Source organism: Methylobacterium sp. CM6257 (genome assembly GCF_054611515.1).
The window spans coordinates 2,276,117-2,298,569 of the sequence record NZ_CM137735.1 but is presented as its reverse complement, the minus strand read 5'-3'; the positions used below and the strand labels follow the sequence as shown (position 1 = coordinate 2,298,569).

The 22,453-nt window shown below is 70.7% G+C and carries 26 protein-coding genes; 11 read left to right on the top strand and 15 right to left on the bottom strand.

Translation table 11 applies throughout. The annotated features are described in order from the left end of the window. Nucleotides 1–4 precede the first annotated feature (4 nt). The 6 genes from ACYCO6_RS11355 to ACYCO6_RS11330 form a co-directional block, all read right to left on the bottom strand. On the bottom strand, nt 5–394 hold the full coding sequence (locus ACYCO6_RS11355) for a hypothetical protein (RefSeq protein ID WP_459771872.1): 390 nt from the start codon (nt 392–394) through the stop codon (nt 5–7). 501 nt (nt 395–895) lie between these two features. Then, a complete protein-coding gene (locus ACYCO6_RS11350; protein ID WP_457106099.1) occupies nt 896–1,102 on the bottom strand; it encodes a Trm112 family protein in 207 nt (68 codons plus the stop codon). 12 nt (nt 1,103–1,114) lie between these two features. Continuing rightward, complete coding sequence (locus ACYCO6_RS11345) at nt 1,115–1,780, bottom strand: LON peptidase substrate-binding domain-containing protein (protein WP_459771871.1); 666 nt, start codon at nt 1,778–1,780, stop codon at nt 1,115–1,117. A gap of 49 nt (nt 1,781–1,829) precedes the next feature. Further along, nucleotides 1,830–2,744, bottom strand: coding sequence for a thioredoxin (gene trxA, locus ACYCO6_RS11340; protein ID WP_459771870.1), 915 nt, complete (start codon nt 2,742–2,744; stop codon nt 1,830–1,832). A gap of 84 nt (nt 2,745–2,828) precedes the next feature. Further along, entirely contained in the window at nt 2,829–3,296 is a 468-nt protein-coding gene (locus ACYCO6_RS11335) for a hypothetical protein (protein WP_459771869.1), read from the bottom strand. A gap of 96 nt (nt 3,297–3,392) precedes the next feature. Then, complete coding sequence (locus ACYCO6_RS11330; RefSeq protein WP_459771868.1) at nt 3,393–4,370, bottom strand: glutathione S-transferase family protein; 978 nt, start codon at nt 4,368–4,370, stop codon at nt 3,393–3,395. Nucleotides 4,371–4,620: 250 nt separating this feature from the next. Here ACYCO6_RS11330 and ACYCO6_RS11325 point away from each other — a divergent pair, with 250 nt between their 5' ends. Next, on the top strand, nt 4,621–4,845 hold the full coding sequence (locus ACYCO6_RS11325) for a hypothetical protein (protein WP_459771867.1): 225 nt from the start codon (nt 4,621–4,623) through the stop codon (nt 4,843–4,845). Here the strand turns inward: ACYCO6_RS11325 and ACYCO6_RS11320 are convergent. Next, a complete protein-coding gene (locus ACYCO6_RS11320) occupies nt 4,839–5,801 on the bottom strand; it encodes an alginate O-acetyltransferase AlgX-related protein (RefSeq protein WP_459771866.1) in 963 nt (320 codons plus the stop codon). The genes ACYCO6_RS11325 and ACYCO6_RS11320 overlap by 7 nt on opposite strands. A 72-nt stretch (nt 5,802–5,873) precedes the next feature. Here ACYCO6_RS11320 and ACYCO6_RS11315 point away from each other — a divergent pair, with 72 nt between their 5' ends. The 5 genes from ACYCO6_RS11315 (at nt 5,874) to ACYCO6_RS11295 (ending at nt 10,163) form a co-directional block, all read left to right on the top strand. Next, nucleotides 5,874–6,989, top strand: a complete 1,116-nt coding sequence (locus ACYCO6_RS11315) for an SPL family radical SAM protein (RefSeq protein ID WP_459771865.1) — start codon at nt 5,874–5,876, stop codon at nt 6,987–6,989. 27 nt (nt 6,990–7,016) lie between these two features. After that, nucleotides 7,017–7,535: a 2'-5' RNA ligase family protein gene (locus tag ACYCO6_RS11310; RefSeq protein ID WP_459771864.1), complete on the top strand. Its 519-nt coding sequence runs from the start codon at nt 7,017–7,019 to the stop codon at nt 7,533–7,535. A 31-nt stretch (nt 7,536–7,566) separates the two neighbouring features. Further along, nucleotides 7,567–8,325, top strand: coding sequence for a phosphatase PAP2 family protein (locus tag ACYCO6_RS11305; protein WP_459771863.1), 759 nt, complete (start codon nt 7,567–7,569; stop codon nt 8,323–8,325). Between the two features lie 101 nt (nt 8,326–8,426). Further along, the gene (locus tag ACYCO6_RS11300) at nt 8,427–8,795 is read left to right on the top strand and encodes a PilZ domain-containing protein (protein WP_459771862.1); all 369 of its coding nucleotides are present in this window, start codon (nt 8,427–8,429) and stop codon (nt 8,793–8,795) included. 69 nt (nt 8,796–8,864) lie between these two features. After that, on the top strand, nt 8,865–10,163 hold the full coding sequence (locus ACYCO6_RS11295) for a Gfo/Idh/MocA family protein (RefSeq protein WP_459771861.1): 1,299 nt from the start codon (nt 8,865–8,867) through the stop codon (nt 10,161–10,163). Nucleotides 10,164–10,169: 6 nt separating this feature from the next. Here ACYCO6_RS11295 and flgH read toward each other — a convergent pair whose 3' ends face one another. The 4 genes from flgH to flgF are packed head-to-tail and all read right to left on the bottom strand — an operon-like array spanning nt 10,170 to nt 13,668. Next, a complete protein-coding gene (gene flgH / locus ACYCO6_RS11290; RefSeq protein WP_459771860.1) occupies nt 10,170–10,919 on the bottom strand; it encodes a flagellar basal body L-ring protein FlgH in 750 nt (249 codons plus the stop codon). Nucleotides 10,920–10,955: 36 nt separating this feature from the next. Beyond that, nucleotides 10,956–12,077, bottom strand: coding sequence for a flagellar basal body P-ring formation chaperone FlgA (gene flgA / locus ACYCO6_RS11285; protein ID WP_459771859.1), 1,122 nt, complete (start codon nt 12,075–12,077; stop codon nt 10,956–10,958). 46 nt (nt 12,078–12,123) lie between these two features. After that, nucleotides 12,124–12,915, bottom strand: a complete 792-nt coding sequence (gene flgG, locus ACYCO6_RS11280; protein ID WP_459771858.1) for a flagellar basal-body rod protein FlgG — start codon at nt 12,913–12,915, stop codon at nt 12,124–12,126. A 12-nt stretch (nt 12,916–12,927) separates the two neighbouring features. Continuing rightward, nucleotides 12,928–13,668 (bottom strand): flagellar basal-body rod protein FlgF, encoded by a 741-nt coding sequence (flgF, locus tag ACYCO6_RS11275; RefSeq protein WP_459771857.1) that lies wholly within the window; start codon nt 13,666–13,668, stop codon nt 12,928–12,930. A 255-nt stretch (nt 13,669–13,923) separates the two neighbouring features. On the opposite strand from flgF, the gene fliL reads away from it, so the two are divergent. The 5 genes from fliL to ACYCO6_RS11250 all read left to right on the top strand — a co-directional run bounded on the left by fliL (nt 13,924) and on the right by ACYCO6_RS11250 (nt 17,981). Next, nucleotides 13,924–14,481 carry a flagellar basal body-associated protein FliL gene (gene fliL / locus ACYCO6_RS11270; RefSeq protein WP_459771856.1) on the top strand — a complete coding sequence of 186 codons (558 nt, stop codon included), beginning with the start codon at nt 13,924–13,926 and terminating at the stop codon, nt 14,479–14,481. A 64-nt stretch (nt 14,482–14,545) separates the two neighbouring features. Beyond that, on the top strand, nt 14,546–15,763 hold the full coding sequence (gene fliM / locus ACYCO6_RS11265; RefSeq protein WP_459773527.1) for a flagellar motor switch protein FliM: 1,218 nt from the start codon (nt 14,546–14,548) through the stop codon (nt 15,761–15,763). Nucleotides 15,764–15,782: 19 nt separating this feature from the next. Continuing rightward, entirely contained in the window at nt 15,783–16,289 is a 507-nt protein-coding gene (locus ACYCO6_RS11260) for a DUF6468 domain-containing protein (protein WP_459771855.1), read from the top strand. Further along, nucleotides 16,286–17,128 carry a MotE family protein gene (locus tag ACYCO6_RS11255; protein WP_459771854.1) on the top strand — a complete coding sequence of 281 codons (843 nt, stop codon included), beginning with the start codon at nt 16,286–16,288 and terminating at the stop codon, nt 17,126–17,128. The genes ACYCO6_RS11260 and ACYCO6_RS11255 overlap by 4 nt, the downstream gene beginning before the upstream one ends. Before the next feature lie 253 nt (nt 17,129–17,381). Continuing rightward, on the top strand, nt 17,382–17,981 hold the full coding sequence (locus ACYCO6_RS11250) for a cysteine hydrolase family protein (protein ID WP_459771853.1): 600 nt from the start codon (nt 17,382–17,384) through the stop codon (nt 17,979–17,981). A 70-nt stretch (nt 17,982–18,051) separates the two neighbouring features. Here ACYCO6_RS11250 and ACYCO6_RS11245 read toward each other — a convergent pair whose 3' ends face one another. Genes ACYCO6_RS11245 through ACYCO6_RS11230 form a run of 4 tightly spaced genes read right to left on the bottom strand, consistent with a single transcriptional unit; the run spans nt 18,052 to nt 22,417 of the window. Further along, nucleotides 18,052–19,350 carry a leucine-rich repeat-containing protein kinase family protein gene (locus ACYCO6_RS11245; RefSeq protein WP_459771852.1) on the bottom strand — a complete coding sequence of 433 codons (1,299 nt, stop codon included), beginning with the start codon at nt 19,348–19,350 and terminating at the stop codon, nt 18,052–18,054. A gap of 3 nt (nt 19,351–19,353) precedes the next feature. Continuing rightward, on the bottom strand, nt 19,354–19,545 hold the full coding sequence (locus ACYCO6_RS11240) for a DUF1192 domain-containing protein (protein WP_459771851.1): 192 nt from the start codon (nt 19,543–19,545) through the stop codon (nt 19,354–19,356). An 11-nt stretch (nt 19,546–19,556) separates the two neighbouring features. Next, nucleotides 19,557–20,777 (bottom strand): phosphopentomutase, encoded by a 1,221-nt coding sequence (locus ACYCO6_RS11235; protein ID WP_459771850.1) that lies wholly within the window; start codon nt 20,775–20,777, stop codon nt 19,557–19,559. Between the two features lie 2 nt (nt 20,778–20,779). Continuing rightward, nucleotides 20,780–22,417, bottom strand: coding sequence for an ABC transporter ATP-binding protein (locus ACYCO6_RS11230; RefSeq protein ID WP_459771849.1), 1,638 nt, complete (start codon nt 22,415–22,417; stop codon nt 20,780–20,782). Nucleotides 22,418–22,453: the final 36 nt, after the last annotated feature.

Below are 22,453 nucleotides of genomic sequence, written 5' to 3'. Positions count from 1 at the left end.
GGCGTCAGTCGGCCTGCGCGGTGCGGTTATCGCTGCGCCGCGCGGTCCAGCGCCCGGAGCACAGCGAGGCCACCTTCCAGGTGCCCGCGCCGTTGCCGGCCTGGAGCCGCCCCGTGCCGGTCCCGCTCGTTGTCCCGTTGCTGACGGTGAGCCCCACACTGCCGTCGGCGCCGACATGGCCGCTGACGCGGGCTCCGGCGCTGCCAGAGACGAGCTGCACCTGCCCTTCACGGATTGCCAGGGCATAGGTGTAGCGCGCGTTGCACAGGCCGCTCTCCGTGACCAGCTCCACCGACCACGTCCCGTTATTCGTGCCCGGCGCCGCCACGGCAGGAAGATGGACCGGAAGGGAGAGGCCGGCGGCGAGCGCCGCGGCGGCGACCAGCTTGATCATGGGTGGCAGTCTCTCAGCGAAGCGGCGCCGCAGGACACGGCGTGCTTGAACAAGATCATCGATTGAGGATGACTCGACACTGAATGGAAGAAGCGGCGAGAGTATGGCCGCGAAGCATTTTGGATCGGGATTCGCGAACAGCCGGATTTGAATAGCGGCGCTGATCGGCGCCAATGCTTGGCTGTATTCTCAAGCTTGTGGTTGAGTCCGGGACCGCACCGATCTTTCGCTGATGCAAGCGCGGCCGTACGGGCCGGCCCCTTCCAGAATGCCGCCCAGAATGCCGCGGTCGAGCCCGGATCTGCCGGATGGCGCGCAGGGCGAAGACGCAGCCGTGAAAGGTCTCAATGCCGCGACGGTCAACGATCCCGGGCTCCCCTGCACGGTCCCGGGATGACGCGGTGAATGGCGGGCGGCCGATGAATCGTCCGGCCCTTGAGACCACGACGTGGCTTCAGGCGATCGTACAAGTTTCGCCCGGCCTGGGCTTCCGGAACGCGCTCAGTCGGTGAGCGGCCGGGCCTCCTCCGGCAGCATGATCGGGATGCCGTCGCGGATCGGGTAGGCGAGCTTCGCGGACCGGCTGATCAGCTCCTGGCGGGCGGAATCGTATTCCAGGGTGCCCTTGGTCAGCGGGCAGACCAGGATCTCCAGGAGCTTCGGGTCGACGCGGGTCGCCTCGATGGGCGCGGTGAGGTCGTTGGTCATCGTTCCTGCAACCTATTGCATCGGCGACTCGGGGCCCGAGCCGCGCACCAGTTCCATCTGCGTGACCGCGATCAGGATCTCGGCCCGGGTCTTGAGGTCGGGCGCTTCCAGCATGGCCTGCTTCTCGCGCACGCCGAACGGGCTCATCATGCACAGAGCGTTGACCAGCGCCTCATCGGGCGCCTCGTCGATCCCGGCCCAGTCCACCTTGAGGTCGTTCGACTCCACGAAGTCGCGCAGCGCCTTGAGGACGCCGACGCGGTCGACCTGCTCCTCGCCCGCCCGCGGCTCGAAGTCCACCGCGAAGGCGTCGTAGGATACGTGGCAGCGCCGATAGAGGCTCGCCGAGGCCAGCTCGCTCTCGACCCGGAAGCGGCTGATGCCGGTGAGCGAGATCAGGTACCGGCCGTCACCGGTCTCCGCGTACTGCGTGATGCGTCCGGCGCAGCCGACGCGGTAGAGCTTCGGCACCGCCGCGCCCGATCCTTCCGGATCAGGCTGGATCATCCCGATCATCCGGTCCGTGCGCATCGCGTCGTCAACCATCGCTAGATAGCGCGGCTCGAAGATGTTCAGCGGCATCTGCCCGCGCGGCAGCAGCAGCGCGCCGGAAAGGGGGAAGACCGGGATCACGGCGGGGCAATCCGCCGGACCCTTGTAGCTCGCATGGGTGCTCATGGCGCCTCCCAGAGGGGCCGAAGGGTGGGCCGGAGCGCGAGCCGGCGCGTCACGAGAACAGGAGCGCCGAGAGCTTACGCCGCCCGCGAATCGTGTCGGGATCCATCACGCCCCAGGCCTCGAAGAACTGCAGCAGCTGCTTGCGCGCCCCGTCGTCATTCCAGTCCTTGTCGCGCTTGCGCAGCTCGATCAGGTGATCGACGGCCTGGCCGCGCTCGCCCCGTGCGGCGAGCGCCAAAGCGAGGTCAAACCGCGCCTGGTGCGCGTCCGGGTTCGCCTCGACCTCCCGCTGGAGCCCCGCCAGATCGCCCAGTGAGGCGGCCTGCTCGGCCAGTTCGAGGGCCGCGCGGATGCCCGCGAGCGCCGGATCGGCGGCCTTCGCCTCCGGGACCATCGCCAGAACCCGCTTGGCGTTCTCGATTTCGCCCGCGTCGAGCTGCAGCTTCGCGAGGCCGGCGAGCGCCGCCACGTTGTCGGGCTGCTGCTCAAGGACCGCCGCGTAGATCTCGGAGGCACCCGCGAGGTCACCCTCCTGGATCAGGCTGGCGGCCTCGGCGATGGCGGCCTCAACCGGATCCTGCATGGGGCCGGCGACCCGCGCGATCAGCTCCTTGATCTGGCTCTCCGGCACCGCGCCCATGAAGCCGTCAACGGGCTGGCCCTTCTGGAAGACGATCACTGCCGGAATCGACTGAATGCCGAGCTGCCCCGCGATCGAGGGATGCTCGTCGATGTTCATCTTGACCAGGGCGACGGCTCCGGCGGCCTCCTTGACGACCTTTTCCAGAACCGGCGTGAGCTGCTTACAGGGCCCGCACCAGGGTGCCCAGAAATCGACCAACACTGGCCGGCGCATCGACTCGGCGATGACGTCCTGACGGAAGGCCGCGGTCGTCGTGTCCTTGATCAGGGAGCCGGTATCGCCGGCCGGGGCGCCGCCGCCGGCGAGGGTGTCGTTGAGCATCGGTCTGGCTTCGGAACCTTTTTCGTGGAGCGCCCTAAATGGGGCCTTCGGCGCCGTCTGACCAGTCCGGGGCGGTCCGTCGGCTCAGCGAGCCGGCGCGGCGGCCGGTGCCCCCGCCGGCGCCTTGGCGGCGGTCACGAAGGTTCCCGCGAAGGGACGGCCGTCCGCGGCATTGGCCTCGCAGGTGATCGCTGTGCGGCCAGGCTCAGGTGTGGAAAACCGGCAGGCGCCGATCGCCAGGGTCGGCGTGGCGTCCTTGCCGACAATCACGACGTTGATCGGCTGGAGCGGGTCCGTCTCCTCGGTGGCCTCCTGCTGGGCGCCGTTGCCGCTGAAGCTCAGCCTCTGTCCGTCGGAGGTGGTGAAGTCGAAGCTCGTGCGGTTGCGACTCACCGCGTTCGTCAGGATGTTGCTGCAGGATTGGCTCAGATCCTGGGTGCCGATGACGAGCTTCTCGCAGGTCCCCTCCAGGCGCAGCGCGGCTTGGGCGCGCGCTGCGGACGGAAGGCTGACAAGGGCGCAGAGCAGCGCGAGGCGCAGGCTGTTCGTCATGGCGTGTGGTGCATCCTCCGGTTGAGAGCCGAATTAGGCGCGCGCGGCGCGCCGTCGAGAGTGACGGCAGGACGCCTGACGCGGCCGAATGGCTGGTTAAGCCGCGAACCGCAGGGCGCGGTCGTTGGGGGCCGAGAAGTCGAGATCCGGCCCCAGCGGTACGATCCGGGTCGGATTGATGGTCGGGTGGCTCTCGTAATAGTGCCGCTTGATATGCGTGAGATTCACGGTCGGCGCGACGCCCGGCAGGGCGTAGAGGTCGCGCAGGTAGTTGGACAGGTTCGGGTAGTCGGCGATCCGGCGCTTGTTGCACTTGAAGTGCCCCACATAGACCGCGTCGAACCGCACCAGCGTGGTGAACAGCCGGACATCCGCCTCGGTGAGCCGGTCGCCGCAGAGATAGCGGCTCCGGTCGAGCCGTCCCTCCAGCGCGTCGAGTTCCGCGAACAGGGCCTCGAAGGCCTTGGCGTAGGCCTCCTGCGCGGTGGCGAAGCCCGCCTTGTAGACGCCGTTGTTCACGCGGTCGTAGACGCGGGCATTCACGGCGTCGATCTCGGCGCGCAGAGCCTCAGGATAGAGGTCCGGCCCGCTGCCCCCGAATGCGCCGTTCAGCATCCGCAGGATCTCGGCGGATTCGTTCGACACGATGGTCGCGCGCTGCCGATCCCAGAGCACCGGGACGGTTACCCGGCCGGTATAGGACGGGTCCGCCGCCAAGTAGACTTCGTAGAGGCGCCGGACGTTGTGGATCGGATCCCGCGTCGCACCGGGCGTGTCGCCGAACACCCAACCCTCGGAGCCCATGTGCGGATCGACCACCGAGACGGTGATCGCCTCCTCCAGGCCCTTCAGGGCGCGCCCGATCAGGGTGCGGTGGGCCCAGGGGCAGGCCAGCGCGACGTAGAGGTGATAGCGGCCCGGCTCGGCGCGGAAGCCCCCCTCGCCCGTGGGGCCCGGCGCTCCGTCGGCGGTGACCCAGTTGCGGAACGTCGAGGCCTTCCGCTCGAAGCGGCCGCCCGTGGAGGCGGTGTCGTACCACTGATCGCGCCAGACGCCGTCTACGAGCAGGCCCATCGTCGTGTCCCGTTCCGCGAGCAGTTCCGGACCAGATGGGCGCGGGACCGCGCTTGAAAAGTGGCTTCAAGCAACCCGGCTTCGACGGCTGTTGCGTTTGTTCCCGCCAGCGTCCGAATCCGGCGCAAGGCAGGCTTGCGCCCGCCCTTCTGTTGCGGTGCAGCAAGATCCGCCATGTCTCTCGTCATCGCCGACCGATGCGCGCCCGCGGCGGCCGTCCCGACCCGGCGAGATCGATGGAGGTGAAGTCATGTCGTTCGCGCTGGTGCCCGTCGCGGAGGCGGCCCTGTTCACGTTCGGGTGCCTGGTGATCCACGCCCTGCGGCGCCATGCGGACGTGGTCACGGCAACCCTCGCGTGTCTGGTGACCCTCCTCGTGCTGATGATCGGCATCGCCTGCGCGCCGGGATCCTTCGCCAAGTATCAGGCGGCCAGCATCACCGACTTCGCCCACCTGGATCCGGCGACCTACTGAGACTCCGGAGGAGCACCGTCCAACCCGCCGGACCTGATCCGCGCGAGGCGGCCGCCCGTCCCGCGCTGGCCGGCGACCGTCACGTCGAAATCGTCCTTCGGCAGCCGGGCCAGGAAGCGCTCGGCCAGCTCGAACAGCAGGATGTCGGGGCGCACGCGCTCGATGTAGTCCCAGTCGAGGCTCGACGACCACACGAAGTGGACCTCGCTGAAGCTCTCGGCGAGCAGCCCGGTCAGCAGGAACGGGTCGAAATGCGCGCAGGAATCACCGAACAGGACGAGCCGGCGCGGATCGGCGGAGGGCGACGCATTCCGGTACACGACATGCGCGCCGACATGTACGTCCCGGTCGCGTCCCTGCGCCTCGTAGGCGGCGAGCAGCGGGCCGACCTCGACCCGCTTCGCATCGCGCTGAAGCATGAAGCGGGTCAGCCGCTCCTTCGGTCGGTCCCGGAGCTTCTCTCCAAGATCCATCACCGCGTCCGAGACGACGAGGGGCCGACCGCCGATATCGGCCGGCGGGATCGCCCCGAGAGCGCGCATGATCTCGCGGTAGGCGAGCAGGCAGCCCTGCGCGGTCCAGTGGGTGTCGGTGCGGAGATAGAGCGGAACCGGCCCGTTCCGGGCGGCCCGGAGCGGGGCCAGGAGATCCAGATAGGCCGGATGGCGCGCGAGGCTGCGGGCGAGGCGCCGGGTCGAGGCCTTGGCGGGCGCGTAGCGCAGGCCGTCGGTCTTGTCGTCGTAGACGGATAGTTTCTCCGGCACGATCACGTGGAGGTAGCGGATGCCGAGGCGCTCGGCGCGGACGGCCCGGGCCTTGATCAGCCGTGTCCAGCCGCGCAGCAGCAGCCAGTGCCGCAGGCCGCCCCGGTAGCGGTCCATGACGCGGTTGGTGCCTCCCGTGAGGAACAACCAGCCGTCCCGGCCGACATGTACGCTCTCCCTGCCTGCAGACATGGCGGTGCTTTAGCCGCACCGGGACCGGGCGCCTAGGCCGGACCCGGTGCGGACGGCGCGCGTTCGCCAGGAATGCTGCCCACATCCGCCCCGGTGCTCGAAATTCCTGACGGTGCCGAACGCCTCCGCCCCGCCCGCCTCTGGCGCCCCCGCCGAGTGCTGGTGACGCCCGCCGCCCTGGAGCACGCGCATGGGCGTGCCATGGCGGCCCGCGCCGAAGCCCTGGGATTGCCGCTGGAGCGCCTGCAATCCAACCGCCTGCCGAGCCCGCGCGAGCCGGATCCCCGCCGCGCCTATGCAGCCGCCAAGGCGACCCTCGCTCTCACGGTGGCGCCCCCGACGAAGCTGCGGCTCCAGCCGATCCCCCCCTCGGCCGACTGGCGCTTCGATCTTGCCGAGGGCTGCCCGGCCCATTGCCAGTACTGCTACCTCGCGGGCTCGCTCCAGGGGCCGCCGGTGACCCGCGCCTACGCCAATCTCGACGCGATCCTCGGCAACCTCACGGCGTATGCCGGACGTGGCGGCGTCACCTCGGCCTCCGCCGAGCGGGCGCACGAGGGAACGACGTTCGAGGCCTCCTGCTACACCGATCCTCTGGGCATCGAGCACCTCACCGGCTCGCTCTCGGCGGCGATCCGGCATTTCGGAGCCTGGGACGCGCCGGTGCAGCTGCGCTTCACCACGAAATTCGCCGCGGTCGCGCCGCTCCTCGGCCTGCCGCACAACCGGCGGACCCGCATCCGCTTCTCGGTCAATGCCCGCGCCGCGGCGCGCTACGAGGGCGGCACCGATCCGCTCGATGCGCGGCTCGCCGCGATGGGACAGGCGGCGCGCGCCGGCTATCCGGTCGGGCTGACCATCGCGCCGATCCTGCCCGTGGCCGGGTGGGAGGCGGGCTATGCGGACCTGGTACGCGACGCGGCCGACGCGCTCTCCGGCGCGCCGGACCTCGACCTGACCGCGGAACTCATCACCCATCGCTTCACGCCGGGCTCGAAGACGGTGCTGCGCAGCTGGTATCCGGGCTCCGACCTGCCCCTCGACGAGGCGGAGCGTGTGGAGAAGCGCACCAAGTTCGGCTCCGTGAAGCACGTCTTCCCGAAGCCTCTCATGCAGGCGATGCGTGCCCATCTCACGGCCTGCCTCGCCCGCGACCTGCCGGACGCGCGGGTGCTGTACTGGACCTGAGCGGCTTCGGACGCCATCTCGCCGGCCATGACCGATGCGGCCCCCCTGATCCTGACGCTCGCCTTCGACGCACCGACCTTCGCGCGCTTCGACGGCGAGCGGCGCCGGTATTTCCCCGAATCCCTGAATGTCATCCCCGCTCACGCAACGCTGTTTCACCATCTGCCGGGCGACCGGGAGCGGGGCGTGATCGAAGCCATCGCCGCGCTCGCCCGCACGGTGCCGCCCCCGGAGGTCGCGGTGATGGGCCTGCGCTTCACCGGGCGCGGCGTCGCCTACGTGCTGGAGTCCGAGGCTCTGTCGACCTTCCGGGCTCGGCTCGCGAAGGGCTTCGAGCCCCATCTCACGGCGCAGGACCGGCAGGGCTGGCGGCCGCACGTGACGGTGCAGAACAAGGTCGCCCCCGAGGTAGCCCGCGCGCTCCACGCCGACCTGTCGGCCGGCTTCGCGCCTGTCCGCTTCGCGGCACCCGCCACCCTGCTGTGGCGCTATCTCGGCGGCCCCTGGGCTGAGGTGGCGCGCCTTCCCTTCGGAGAGAATGCCTGATGGCCCCTGACCCGCATCGGGCGACCGCGTCGTGAGGGCGCCCGCGAGCCTGCGTCACAACCGGCTGATCCGCCCCGCCACGGCGGTCTGGCTGCGGCTGCGCCTGAACGAGGTCGGCCCCCTGGTCGCGCTGCTCTGCCTGAGCATCCTGGGCTACGGCTTCTTCTACCTCGCCCACGAGGTCGGTGAGGGCTCCACCGAAACCCTGGATCGCAAGATCCTGCTCAGCCTGCGCAATCCGGCCGATCTCGCCGATCCGATCGGGCCGCCCTGGCTCGAGGAGACGATGCGCGACATCACCGGGCTGGGCAGCGTCTTCACGGTGCTGTTCCTGACCTGCGCGGTGGCGGCGTATCTGGCGGTGTCCGGTCGGCGGCGGATCGGCCTGTACGTGCTCGGCGCGGTGGGCAGCGGCGAGCTGGTCTCGACGGTGCTGAAGGTCTTCTACCATCGGCCGCGGCCGGATCTCGTGCCGCACGGCATGGAGGTGTTCACCGCGAGCTTCCCGAGCGGCCACGCCACCATGGCGGCCATCGCCTACCTGACCCTGGCGACGCTGTTGGCGCGGGTCGACCGCAACCGCCGCGCGAAGGCTCTGGTCCTGGCCCTCGGCGTGACCGTGACGCTGCTCGTCGGCGTCAGCCGCATCTATCTCGGCGTGCATTGGCCGAGCGACGTTCTGGCCGGCTGGTGCATCGGCGCCGCCTGGGCGTCCCTGTGCTGGTTCGTCGCCCTGCAGCTCCAGCGCCGCGGCGAGGTCGAGGCGCCGGACCCGCCGCCGCCGGCCTGACAGCGCCGTTAAGGTAAAGCGGAGGTTAAGATGGACGGACCGGTGCGATCCGGGCTCGATGGCGGTTGTCGGGGCAGGGACGTCATCGAGGACAAGCGACCGTGATCGAGCGCCGCCGCACTGCCCGTCGCCGCGTCTGCCTCGGCGGCCGTGCGCGCGTGGCAGCCTTCCTGTCGGAGATCGATTGTATCGTCCGCGACGTCTCGCTGGGGGGCGCGAGGATCTACGTCTCTGCCGATGCCAGCCTGCCGGACTGCTTCGACCTGTTCATCCCAAGCCGCGACGAGACGCGCCGGGTCTTCGTGGCGTGGCGCAGGGATACGGCCATCGGCCTCGGCTTCGAGGTGCCGGAAGCCGCCGTCGCGCCGGAGGTCGTCGCCCCGCGCCTCGCCGCCAGCGAGGCCGAGGTGGCGCGTCTGCGCGCCGCGCTGCTGGCCGGAAACGGCCCGGAGCCCAGCTGCGTTCACTGAGCAGGCGGCTCCCGGCCACGCTGCGGCGCCGTGGTGCTCGAATTTCGACCCGGCAATACGGCGAGGCTCATGGCGGACGATAACAGGCTCTCACGACGCAACCTGATTGCTGCCGGGGGAGCCCTGGCCGGCGCCGCCATGGGAGGCGGCGCGCAGGCGGCACCGCCGGGTCCCTCGGTCCCGGCCGATACCGGCGCGGTCCAGGGCGGCCGGGTGATGTTTCCCAATTGGCGCGGCTCCGGTGATCGCCCACCGGCACCGAGCCCGGCGCCGCAGCCACCGGGCCAGCGCGTGGGCTACTGTGTCGTCGGGCTCGGGCGCCTGAGCCTCGACGAGATCCTGCCGGCCTTCGGGGAGGCCAAGCGCTCGCGGCTCGCGGCCGTGATGTCGGGCTCGCCCGACAAGGCCAAGCTCGTGGCCCGGCAGTACGGACTGCCCGAGGACGCCGTCTACGGCTACGACGAGTGGGAGCGGCTGAAGGCCAATCCGAACGTCCAGGCGGTCTACGTCGTCACACCGAATGGCGTGCACCGGGACAATGTCGTGGCGGCCGCGGCGGCCGGCAAACAGGTGCTCTGCGAGAAGCCGATGGCGGTCTCCTCGGACGAGTGCCGCGCCATGATCGCGGCCTGCGCCAAGGCCAACGTCAAGCTGATGATCGCCTACCGGTGCCAGTACGAGCCGCACAACCGTGCGGTGATCAAGCTCGCCCGCTCGGGCGAGTTCGGGAAGCCGCGCGTGATCCAGGCCTTCAACGGGCAGACCACCGGGTTGCCGGAACAATGGCGTCTTCGGAAGGCGCTGTCGGGCGGCGGCTCGCTGCCGGATATCGGGCTCTACTGCCTGAACACGTCGCGGGCCGTGCTCGGCGAGGAGCCGGAGCTGATCCAGGCCCAGATCCATTCGCCGCCCGACGATCCGAAATACCGTGAGGTCGAGGAGACGGTGAGCTTCACCATGCGCTTCCCGTCCGGCGTGATCGCGCAGTGCATGTCGAGCTACGGCGTCTACGAGGCGCGCGCGCTGACCCTGCACACGGGCACGGCGTCCATCGATCTCCAGAACGCCTTCGCGTACGAGGGCCAGCGGCTCTATATCGGCCACCGCGACGGCAAGAGCGCCGCCCGGGACGAGAAGGTTTTGAGCCCCAAGAACCAGTTCGCCCTGGAGATGGATCACTTCTCCCGCTGCATCCAGGAGAACCTGCGCCCGCGCACCCCCGGCGAGGAGGGGCTGCAGGACCAGGTGCTGATGGAGGCGATCTACGAAGCCGCCCGCACCGGCGCGCCCGTCAAGGTCGGGCCGCCTCCCGCCGCCGGCTCGGGCCTCGACGTGACGCGCGGCCCGGAGCCGGAGGAGCCGAGCTGAGGCGCCTCAGAACGGTAGCAGGATATCCACGATCTGCTGGCCGTAGCGGGGCTGCTGCACGTCGGTGATCTGGCCGCGGCCGCCATAGGCGATCCGGGCCTGGGCGATCTTGGTCGAGTCGATGGTGTTGTCGGACTCGATGTCCTCCGGCCGCACGACGCCGGCCACCACCATCTCGCGGACCTCGAAGTTGACCCGGATCTCCTGCTTGCCCTCGACCACGAGGTTGCCGTTGGGCAGGACCTGGGTGACCACCGCGGCGACGTTCGTCGTCACGGTCTCGGCGCGCTGAACCGAGCCGGCGCCGTCGTTGGAGGTCGCCGAGGTGGCGGCGAGCAGCGCCGTGCTGCCGACGCCGAAGGATTTGCCGACCGCGTTGTTCTCCAGCCCGAGGGCGTTCGGCAGGCCGAAGCTCTCGGTGTTGGCGCGCGAGCGCTTGGTCTCGTTGCTGATGTTCGCTTGGTCGGTGACATTGACCTTCACGGTCAGGATGTCGCCGAGCCGTGCGGCGCGCTGATCCTTGAAGAAGGCCCGGGAGCCGGTACGCCACAGCGAGTTCGGCGCGTACGAGACCGGCTGCACGTCGGGCATGGGCATCCGCACCGGCTTGTAGCCGGGCTGGGTGGTGGGATCCTCGATCGCCGACAGGGCCGGGGTCGCGCCGACCTGCGAGAGCCGGTCGGCGGTGTTGCAGGCGCCGAGCGCGCCGGCGATCAGCGCGGCGGCGAGCGGGTTCAGGACGATGCGGCTGGCCATCGGGCGGGTACTCTTCGACGCAAACGGAACGGGCGATCAGCGCAGGGAGGCGGTGGCCTGGACCGGCGCGGCGCCGGCTCCCTGCTGGGCCACGGGACCGGGGCTCACCGAGACGCGTCCGGGTCCGATCACGGTGGCCTGCAGGACCTTCTTGGAGGCGACGTTCACCACGTTGATGACGGCGCCCATGCGGCCGCCCTCGTTGGCGAGGCCGCGCATCGACAGGCTGATGCTCGGCGTCTCGTAGACGATGGTCACGCTCTCGCCCCGGGCGACGAGTTCGGGCGGGGCGGTGTCGGAGACCCGGAGCACCGTGCCGGCGGCGAGGGCGTGCTGGGCGACCTCGCCCAGAACCGCGGTGACGCTGGGCTGCGCATCGGCGGCCACCGCGTCGCGCGGGCGGCGCTCCACCACGAGGTCGGCCGCCTTCACCGGCTCGCCGCGGTTGAGCGCGCGGGTCAGGACCGCCACCTCGCGCAACTCGACGACCACGCCGGAGACCCGCAGCGAGGCCTGCCGCTCGCCGAGGCTGACGAGCCCCGAGACCCTGCGGGAGCGCGGATCGTAGGTCAGGTCGAGGGCCGCGGCCTGCCCTTCGAGGTCCACGGGCGCCAGGAGGGTCGGGCCGTCGCCGTCGAACCGGACCGATACGCTGCGCGGGTCGAGCCCGTAGCCCGCCTCGAGTCCGTGCTTGAGCGCTGCCTCGATCTCCGGCGGGCCGAGGCGGCGGGCGGCGCGCTGCACGGCGATCTGCAGGCGGCCGCCGGTCTCCAGGCCGGTGAGGCCGAGCGCGGAGGCCGCATCGACGATCCGGCGGGTCTGGATCGTCCCTGTGGCCCCGAGGGCGGGCGAGCGGAACAGCGGCCGCCCGGCGAGCGGCGATGGCGCCCCCTCGACGAGGTCGGCGAGGGTCAGGACGTCGCCGCGGGCGGTGAGGTCGCCGCGCAGACGCAGTCCCTCCGCCCGCGCCATCGCGGGGATCGCCAATGCGCCGAGCATGGCGAAGGTCAGCACGGCGAGGACCGCGCGCAGCACCACGGCCGTCCCGAGAGGCGCCACCCGCGGACGGGCGCGACGGACGATCGGGCTGAGGTCGCTCGCTTGCGCCGTGCCGAGGCGAGGCAGAGCGGCGGTCTCGAGGGCGGGGTCGGGGAGCATGCCGGCATACATGTTCGGGAACCTGAAGCGGGTGCGGGGCGCGCGGTTAGCTGCGGAACATCTGCGTGGTGGTGGAGAGCATCTGGTCGGCGGCGGTGACGACCTTCGAGTTCATCTCGTAGGCGCGTTGCGCGGCGATGAGCGAAGAGATCTCCGTCACGGCGTTCACGTTCGCCTCCTCCAGATAGCTCTGCTGGAGATTGCCGAAGCCCTCTGCGCCGGGCAGGCCGCTGATCGCCGGCCCGGAGGCCGCGGTCTCGATGAACAGGTTGTCGCCGATCGACTCGAGGCCGACCTTGTTGACGAAGCGCGAGAGCTGGAACTGCCCGAGCGCCTGCGGCGCCGTCTGGCCCGGCAGGGTCGCCTGCACGGCGCCGGTGGCGCTGATCGTCACCGCGGTCGCGGTCTGCGGCACGGTGATCGCCGGATCGAGCAGGTAACCGTCCCGGGTGACGAGCTGGCCCGAGGCCGAGAGGTCGAAGGAGCCGTCCCGCGTGTAGGCGGTGCGGCCGTCCGGCAGGGTGACCCGGAAGAACCCCTCCCCGCGGATCGCGACGTCGTAATCCTTCTCCGTGGAGGAGAGCGTGCCCTGGGACATCACCCGGGCGGTCGAGGTCGTCTTCACGCCCGAGCCCAGCGCGAGGCCGGCAGGGAGCTGGGTGTTCTGCTCGGAGGTCGAGGAGCCGGCCCGGCGCAGGTTCTGGTAGAGCAGATCCTGGAAATGCACCTGCTGGCGCTTGTAGCCGGTGGTGCGCAGGTTCGCGATGTTGTTCGAGATGACCTGGACGTTGAGTTCCTGGGCCGCCATGCCGGTGGCGGCGGAGTAGAGGGCGCGCATCGTCGTGCCCCCTTACGCGACGTCGGCGAGGCGGCGGATCGCCGTGCCCCGCAGGTCGTCGAGGCGGGAGATCATGCTCGACACCATGGCGTAGGAGCGGTTCACGTCCATGAGCCGGGTCATCTCGATGACCGGGCGGACGTTCGAGCGCTCCAGCGCGGCGGGCTCCAGGCGGCCCTCAATCCCGGCCGGGCGTGCCGGATCCGGCGAGGCGTAGAGGTTGCCGCCCTCGTTGGTCAGCCGCTGCGGGTTGGCGAAGGTGACGAGCTTGATCTTCCCGCGGATGCCGAGATTGGTCGACACCGTGCCGTCCGGCCCGATCGAGAGCCCGGTCTCCTGCGGGTTGATGGTGATCGGGCCGCCATCGCCCGCGACCTTGTAGCCGTCGCTCGTGACCAGCGCGCCCTGGGCGTCGATCTCGAAGGCGCCGTTGCGGGTGTAGCGTTCGCCCTGCGGCGACTGCACGGCGATGAAGGCGGAGCCCTTGATCGCCACGTTCAGCGGGTTGCCGGTCTGCTCGATCGGCCCCTGCCCGAGGTCCAGAGTGGTGCCCTGGTCGATGACGTAGGACAGGCGCCGGTCGGGCCGGGCGAAGGAATCCGCGCTGGCCACCGGCATCAGGTATTCCTGAAAGCGGGTGTTCCGGGCCTTGAAGCCGGTGGTCGACACGTTCGCCATGTTGTTGGCGATCACGTCCAGCTCGCGCTGAAGCGCCATCTGGCTCGACACGCCGACGAAGAGGGCATTCTGCATCGTGGACTCTGGGACTCGCGGGCCGCGGAGGCGGCAACGGTCCATTCAGCATGCGCTGTGCCACGGGCCGGTCTGCCGGATTTCCGTTGCATGGGAGTGGCTTGGCTCGAAATCTTGTGAGCCTGCCGACGGGCCCGGACTGCGCCGCGGCAAACCTGACTCGGCAGGATTTGCCCGCTTAACGGCACGTTAACCGTGATGCTCCGATATCCGGGTGTACCCGGCGCGGGGACTCCCGCGAGAGAGCATTATTCCATGGCCAAGAAGCCCAAGAAGGCCTCCGCCGAGGAGGGCGAGGCCGGAGCCGAAGCCGCCCCGAAGGGCAAGAAGAAGCTCATCATCATGGTGGCCGCCGCAGTCTTGGTGGTGGGCGGCGGCGCGGGTGCCTTCCTGATGATGGGCCATGGCGGCGGCCACGGCGAGGGCAAGGAGGCCGCGCAAGGCGGCCATGGCGGTGGCCACGGCGAGGACGGCAAGGGGGTCGGGCCGGACGGCAAGAAGCCGGTCGTCTTCGTCGACGTGCGCGAGATGCTCCTGAACCTCAGCCCCGACCTGCCGCAGGACAAGGCGAAGTACGCCAAGGTGCGGCTCTCCCTCGAACTCAAGGACGCCAAGGCCGAGGAGGAGGTGAAGCCGCTGATGCCGCGCGTCGAGGACGCGCTGCAGGTCTACATGCGCGAGCTGCGCGCCAGCGATCTCACCGGCTCGGTCGGTCTGTTCCGCCTACGCGAGGAGCTGCTGCGCCGCGTCAACATCGCGCTCTATCCCGCCAAGGTCGAGGCCGTGCTGTTCAAGGACGTGATCGTCCAGTGATCCGGGCCGAGACCCTCTCACGCGAGTCGGCAGCCGCGCGCCGCCAGGGCCTGATCGAGCACGCCTGATGGAACCCGAGGACGAACTCCCCGAAGACGATTGGTCGGCGGCCCTTCTGGAGCAGGGCGCCGAGGGCGGCGACACGTCACTCGCCGAGGAATGGGGCGCGGCGCTCGCCGAGCAGGGCACGACGCGCAACGCGGGCGACGTCGCCGCCGAATGGGCGACGATGATCGAGGACGGGGAGAGCGACAATCTCCCCGAGCTCGCCGGCAATGACCGGGTTCTGAACCAGGACGAGATCGACGGCGTCCTCGGCTTCTCCATGCGCGAGCTCTCGGCCTCCGGGGCCGGGGGCGTGCAGGCCATCGTCGATTCGGGCGTCGTCCAGTACGAACGCCTGCCGATGCTGGAGATCGTCTTCGACCGGATGATCCGGTTGCTGTCGACCTCCCTGCGCAACCTGTTCCAGGACAATGTCGAGGTGACGCTGGACAACATCACCTCGGTGCGCTTCGGCGACTATCTCAACGCGATCCCGCTGCCGACCCTGCTGGGCGTGTTCCGCGCCGAGCAATGGGAGAATTCGGGCCTTGTCACGGTCGATTCGAACCTCGCCTACGCGACCTTCGACCTGCTGCTCGGCGGCAAGCGCGGCGGCTCGTCGAGCCGCCTCGACGGACGCCCGTTCACGGCGATCGAGATGACGCTGGTGCGCCGCCTCGTGGAGATCGTGCTGGGCGACCTGGAGCTGTCGTTCCAGCCGCTCTCGCCCGTGACCTTCGGCATCGACCGGATCGAGACCAACCCGCGCTTCGCCACCATCACGCGGCCGGGCAACGCCGCGATCCTGATCAGCCTGCGCCTCGACGTCGACGGGCGCGGCGGCATGCTGCAGATCCTGTTCCCCTACGCGACCATCGAGCCGATCCGGGAACTCCTGACCCAGAGCTTCATGGGCGAGAAGCTCGGCCGCGACCATGTCTGGGAAGGCCACCTCGCCACCGAGATCTGGCAGGCCGACGTGACCATGGAGGCGGTGCTGCACGAGATGATGCTGCCCTTGAAGCAGGTCATGAGCCTCAAGGTCGGCGAGACGCTGATGTTCGACGCCAAGCCGTCGGACCTCATCACCGTGCGCTGCGGCGACTGGGCCCTCACCCAGGGTCGGATGGGCCGGGTCGACGGCCACATCGCCGTGCAGGTCACGCGCCCGCTGCGCCGCTCGCGCACGACGATCCAGGCCTACGAGGCCTCGATGAACAACCGCTCGGACAATTAGGGTCGATGAGGGTCCGGTCATGAGTCTCTTCGTCACCCTCGCCGCCGACATCCTGGTCGCGGTCCTCCTGGCGGCCACCATCGTCACCTCGCTCCGGCTCTCGCGCCGGATCGGGCAGCTCAAGGGTGACGAGGCGGCGCTCCGCCAGACCATCGGTGACCTGATGGTGGCCACCGGTACGGCCGAGCGCGCCATCGCGGGGCTGCGCGCAGCCATCGACGAGGGCGACCGCACCCTAACTGCCAGCCTGGACGCGGCGACCGCCCGGTCCGCCGAACTGAGGCTGCAGGTCGAGGCCGGGGAGACCGTGGTTGCGCGCATCGCCGCCATCGTGGCGCAGATGCGCGCGGTTCCGGCCCGGCCGGAGCCGACGCCTGCTCCGCAGACCGTGCCCGAGTCCGAGGTTCAGCCCCTGCGCCGTCCCGAGCCGTCGAGCCCGAACGGGGAGCGTCTCGGGGCCGCTGCCGCGGCGGCGCTCGCCATGAGCGAGCGCGCCCTCGCCCGCGTCCGGGCGCGCGCCGCGTGACCGGAGTCAAGGCCCCGAAGATTCCGCCGCCGGAGCCCGCGCCGAAGCCGCGCCGCACCGGCACGGCGCTTCGCCGCTCGCGCCTGAAGCCCATACGGCCGATGCGGCTGCGCCTCGTCGACGCCGTGGCTCTCGCGGCCGGCGGTCTCCTCGTGCTCAAGCTGCTCAGCCTGCTGCAGGCCGGCCTGCCGGAGAGCGGCGCGCTGCCGGATTACGGGCGGGCGGTGGCCCGGGCCCGAACCGGCTACGAGCCGCCCGACCCGGTCACCACCGGCTCGGTGGGCGCCAAGGAGGAGGCCGCTGCATCGGAGAAGGCTGCGGAGGCGCCCGCGGAGCAGCCCGTCTCGCAGCCTTCCACCTCGCCCACCGAGCGCGCGCTCCTGGAGAAGCTCGGCGCGCGGCGCGACGCCTTGCGCCAGAAGAGCGAGGAGCTGGAGCTGCGCGAGAAGATGCTGGGCGAGGCCGAGCGGAAGCTCGAGACCGGCCTGGGCGACCTCAAGAAGGCCGAGGACAAGGTCGATTCCGCCGCCAAGGCGAGGGAGGATGCCGAGAAGCAGGGGCTCAAGAACATCGTCACGATGTACGAGGCGATGAAGCCCAAGGACGCCGCCCGGGTGTTCGACCGGCTCGGGCACGACGTGCTGGTGCCGATCGTGCTGGCCATGAACCCCCGCAAGATGGCCGAGGTCTTGGCGGTGATGCAGCCCGAGACCGCCGAGCGCCTGACCGTGGCGCTCGCCAACCGCGCCCGCGGGGCCTCCGGCGCCCAGGCCCAGGCCAGTGCGGGCCTGCCAGCCAACGAATTGCCGGCGATCGACCCGGGGCCGCCGGCGCGCTAGAGCCACGCCCGATCGCGGTGCCATCGGTCGCGGCTCTTAATCCTTGTCTTGACGCGCTCTCTTTCGCCGAACCGGCATCCACATCGGTCGCGAGCGCTCGAGCTGCGGGGGCGATCCCGCTCGGCGGGCTCGGAGGGAACCTGCGTTCCGGGTGAACCTATTTGCTATGGCGCCCGCTCGGCCGCCCATCGTAGGGTCCCGGGCCACCAAGATGGCGGCCGCGCCCCTCGCGCGGCGAGATGGGAGGATCCGGATGTCCGATCTTGCAACCCTGCGCGGCCTGTCAGGCCTCAGCCCGGAGCCGGCGGCGCTCAAAGGCTCGGCACTCGTGATGATCGACCTGCAGCAGACCTACCGCGAAGGCGTCATGCGGCTCGAAGGCGTCGAGCCCGCGATCCGCGAGGCGGCGGACCTGCTCCAGCGGGCGCGCGCGGCCGGTATCCCGATCTTCCACGTCCGCCACGATGCCGGCCCGGGCTCGCCCTACGACGTGACGGCGCCGATCGGGCAGATCAGCCCGGAAGTGGCGCCGCAGGGCGACGAGCCGGTGATCACCAAGGCCTATCCGAGTTCGTTCGTGGGCACCGATCTCCAGGCGCAGCTCGAGAAGGCGGGCGTGAAGGACGTGGTGCTGGCAGGCTTCATGACGCATATGTGCGTCAATTCCACAGCCCGCAGCGCCTTCAATCTGGGGTTCCGCCCGACCATCGTGGCCTCCGCCACGGCGACCCGCGATCTGCCCGCGCCGGACGGCTCCAAGGTGCCGGCTTCTCAGCTTCAGGCCGCGAGCCTCGCCGCGCTCGGCGACCTGTTCGCCGTGGTCGCGCGCAAGCAGTCCGACATTCCGGACTGAGGTCACGCCTGCGCGCCGCTCCTGCGAGCGGGTCCCGTCCCCCAACCGAAGAGGGCTGCCCCTCGACGGCTCAGGACGGCACCCGCCCCATCTCGGAAACGACATCCGCAGGGCTGGGCCGCTGATCCGGATCGACCTGCATGCAGGCCTGCCCCAGCGCGCGCAGCCTGTCCGGCGGCGCATCGCAGTGGTCGAGCAACTCGTCGATGAGGATGCCGAGGGCCCGCACCTCGATCCGCGCCAGGGCCGCACCGCCCGCCCCGTCGGGCAGCACCGAGGCGGCACCGAAATCGCTGAGCACGGCCGCGCCGGTCCCGGCATCCCAGAGCGTGTTGTGGGCATAGACGTCGCCGTGGAGCAGGCCGCGCCCGTGCAGGTGGGCCACCGCCTCCGCCACGGATCGGGCGATCCGCAGGACCTGTGCCGCGTCGAGGCGCAAGCCCGGCTCGTACACGTCGCGGCTGCAGGTCGCGAGGCTCGGCGGCCCCGCGAGCACGCGCCAGTTCTGGGGCAAGAGCCGCAGGAGCAGCCCCTGCGCGCCATCCGGATGCCCGTCGAGCCGGCCGAGGGCGCCGGTCAGCGCCGGATGCGTGCCGGCGGCGAGGCAGGCCTCCATCTCGCGCTCGGGCAGACCATCGCTGGTCATCGCGCCCTTGAACAGCTTGAGCGCCACCTCCTGCGCGCCGGCGGGGCTCGTCCAGACGGCGCGATGGACTTGGCCCGAGGCCCCCTCCCCGAGAAGGCCGCCGATCGTCAGGTCCGCCCACGGCACGCGGGGGGCCGCGGCAGGCTCCGTCTCCGGCTCCGCGGGATTGCCCGCATAGGCGATCCAGGCGAGCCGCGGCAGCCGCCCCAGCCAGGGCGGAAGCGCGGCGAGACGGTTGCAGGAGAGACGGATCAGCTCGAGGTTCTCAGCCCCTGCGAGGCTGTCGGGCAGCGTCGCGATCCGGTTGCCGGCCAGCATCAGCTTCTGGAGCAGCGGCCGCTCGCCGAGAGCGGCGGGCAGGTGCTCGATGCGGTTATCGGTCAGCGTCAGCCAGCGCAGGTCGCGCGGCAGCGCCTCCGCCGGCACCGCGCGGATTCCGCAACCCCGGAAGCCGAGCTGGCTCAGCGTCGGGCAATCGCCCAGCACCGGTGGCAGATGCGGAAAGGGGTTGCCGGAGCAGAACAGCACCCGCAGGCGGCGCAGGCGCCCGAGATCATCCGGCAGGTCGGTGAGGCTGCCCCGGCCGAGATCCAGAACCTCGAGCGTATCGGCGAGATCCAAGACCTCCCGGGGGAATTCCTTGAGCCCGTCGGGCAGCCGCAGCTCACGCGCGCCGCCGAGGTCGCCCCGCCGGAGAGCGGCGAGCGTTTCGGTTCGGTTCAAGCCTCAGCCCCGCTTGAAGAAGGCGTCGGCCGCCCCCTGCGCCGCCTGCTTGGCCGCTTTCGCCGCCTCGATCCGGGCGATCTCGGCCCGCAGGAGCGCGATGCGCTCGTCGAGGTCCGAGAGCGAGAGCGTGTCCAGCGGCTGCCCGATCTCGTGGGCGACGATCTTGCGCGGCCTGTCGTCATCGTCCCGCATCGTGCACACTCCTACAGAAACGGTCGTCCGGCGCCGTTCCAGGGCAGGCCGAGATGGCCCGCCACCGTGGCGCCGATATCCGCGAAGGTGTCCAGCCGGCCGATCGACCGGCCGGCCACGCCAGGTCCGCAAGCCAGGACCGGCACCTGCTCGCGGGTGTGGTCGGTCCCCGCCCAGGTCGGGTCGTTGCCGTGATCGGCGGTGATCACCGCGAGATCACCGGACCCGAGAGCCGCCAGGATCTCCGGAACCCGTGCATCGAACGCCTCCAGTTCCGCCGCGTAACCCGGCACGTCGCGGCGGTGGCCGTGCTCCGTGTCGAAATCCACGAGGTTGACGAAGACGACGCCGCCGTCCGGCAGGTCTTTGAGCGCGTCGAGCCCTGCCGTGAGGCAGGCCGCGTTCGGACCCGGCTTGAGCTCGCGGCCCGTTGCGCGGTGGGCGAAGATGTCGCCGATCTTGCCGACGCTCACCACCGCGCGGCCCGCCGCCTCCGCCCGGTCGAGCAGCGTGCGGCCGGGCGGCGCCACGGCGAAATCCTTGCGGTTGCTCGTCCGGCGGAAACCAACCTCCGCCGATCCCACAAACGGCCGGGCGATGACCCGGCAGACCCGGTAGGCATCGCAGAGGCGGCGGGCGACGCGGCACAGGTCGTAGAGCCGGTCCAGCCCGAACGCCTCCTCGTGGGCGGCGATCTGGAACACGCTGTCGGCGGACGTGTAGCAGATCGGCTTGCCCGTCCGCAGGTGCTCCGCCCCGCATGCGTCGATGATGGCGACGCCCGGCGCGTGCCGGTCCCCGAGGATGCCGGGCAGCCCGCCTTCGGCGATCAAGGCCTCCGTCAGTTCCCGCGGGAAGGCCGGTCGCGTATCCGGAAAATGGCCCCAGGGCTCGGAGAGCGGCAGGCCGGCGATCTCCCAATGGCCGGAGGGCGTGTCCTTGCCGGCAGCCGTTTCCACCGCATGGCCGTAGGCCCCAGTGGGTGCGCCTTCGGGGGCGAGATTCGGCGGGATCCGGCCCGAGGCGCCGGCGGCGGCGAGCCCGAGTCCGAGGGAGGCCAAGTTGGGCAGGTGCAGCGGGCCGCCGCGCAGCTCTGCCCGGTCGCCGCGGCCCGCCGCGCACGCCTCGGCGATGTGACCCAGCGTGTCGGACCCGGCATCGCCGTAGGCCTCGGCATCCGGGGCACCGCCGATCCCGACGGAATCGAGGACGATGAGGAGCGCGCGCGGCACCGTCAGGCGGGCTCCAGCTCGGTTGGCGCGTCACTGTCGAGGGCGAAAGCGGCCTTGAACAGGGCGCGCGTGTAGGCGGTCTGGGGGGCCGCGAAGACGGACTCGGCCGGCCCTTCCTCGACCACGCGGCCGTTCTGCATCACCATGACGTAGTTCGCGAGCGCCCGCACCACCTTCAGGTCGTGGCTGATGAACAGGTAGGCGAGGCCGCGCTCCCGCTGGAGGTCGCGCAGCAGCGTCACGATCTGCGCCTGGACCGAGCGGTCGAGGGCCGAGGTCGGCTCGTCGAGCACCACGAAGCGCGGGTTGAGCACCATGGCGCGGGCGATGGCGATGCGCTGGCGCTGGCCGCCGGAGAATTCGTGCGGGTAGCGGTCCATGGCGGCCGGGTCGAGGCCGACATCCGTCAGGGCCTTCGACACGACGGCGCGGCGCTCGGCCCGGGAGCGCACGGCACCTTGGACCACCAGCCCCTCGGCGACGATGTCGGCCACCGACATGCGCGGTGAGAGCGAGCCGTAGGGGTCCTGGAAGACCACCTGCATGTCCTTCCGCAACGGGCGCATCTGCGCGACGCCGTAGCTGTCGATCGCCTTGCCGAGGAAGACGATCGGGCCTTCCGAGCCCGTCAGCCGCAGCAGGGCGAGTCCGAGCGTGGTCTTGCCGGAGCCGGATTCGCCGACGACACCCACGGTCTCCCCGGCACGCACCCGCACGGAGACCCCGTCCACCGCTCTGACATGGCCGGTGACGCGCCGGAGCAGGCCGGATTTCAGCGGAAACCAGACCTTGAGCGGCCCCGCCTCGACCAGCGACTGTGCGTTCGCCGGGACCGGGTTGGCGCGGCCCTGCGGCTCCGAGGCGATCAGGCGACGCGTGTACTCGTGCTGCGGGTTCGCGAAGACGGCTCCGGTCGCACCGGCTTCCACGATCTTGCCCTTCAGCATCACGCAGACCCGGTCGGCGATCCGCTCGACGATGCCGAGATCGTGGGTGATGAACAGCATCGCCATGCCGAGCCGCTTCTGCAGGTCGGCGAGCAGCGCCAGGATCTGCGCCTGCACGGTGACGTCCAGCGCCGTGGTCGGCTCGTCGGCGACGAGGAGGTCCGGCTCGCAGGCGAGCGCCATGGCGATCATCACCCGTTGGCGCTGGCCGCCGGAGAGTTCGTGCGGGTAGGCGCCCATGCGACGCTCCGCATCGCGCAGGCCCACGAGCTCCAGGAGTTCCAGGATCCGGCGCTTGGCCGCCTTGCCGGTGAGCCCGCGATGAAGCCCGAGCACTTCGCCGATCTGCCGCTCGATCGTGTGGAGCGGGTTGAGCGACGTCATCGGCTCCTGGAAGACCATAGTGATGTCGGCGCCGCGCACGTCGCGCATCGCCCGCTCCGGCAGGCTCGCGAGGTCGCGGCCCTTGAACAGGATCCGGCCGCTCTGGCGCGCCGCGCCGTCGAGGAGCCGCAGGATCGCCAGCGCGGTGACCGACTTGCCTGACCCCGATTCGCCCACCAGCGCCACGGTCTCGCCCCGGCGGATGGTGAACGCGATGCCGTCGACCGCCACCGTCTCGCTCTCGCGGGAGCGAAAGGCGACGGACAGGTCCTCGACGGCGAGGAGCGGCTGGGTTTCGGCCTCGGACATGGGACCCCTTATAGCGCGCCCGGGCGGCGACCCTAG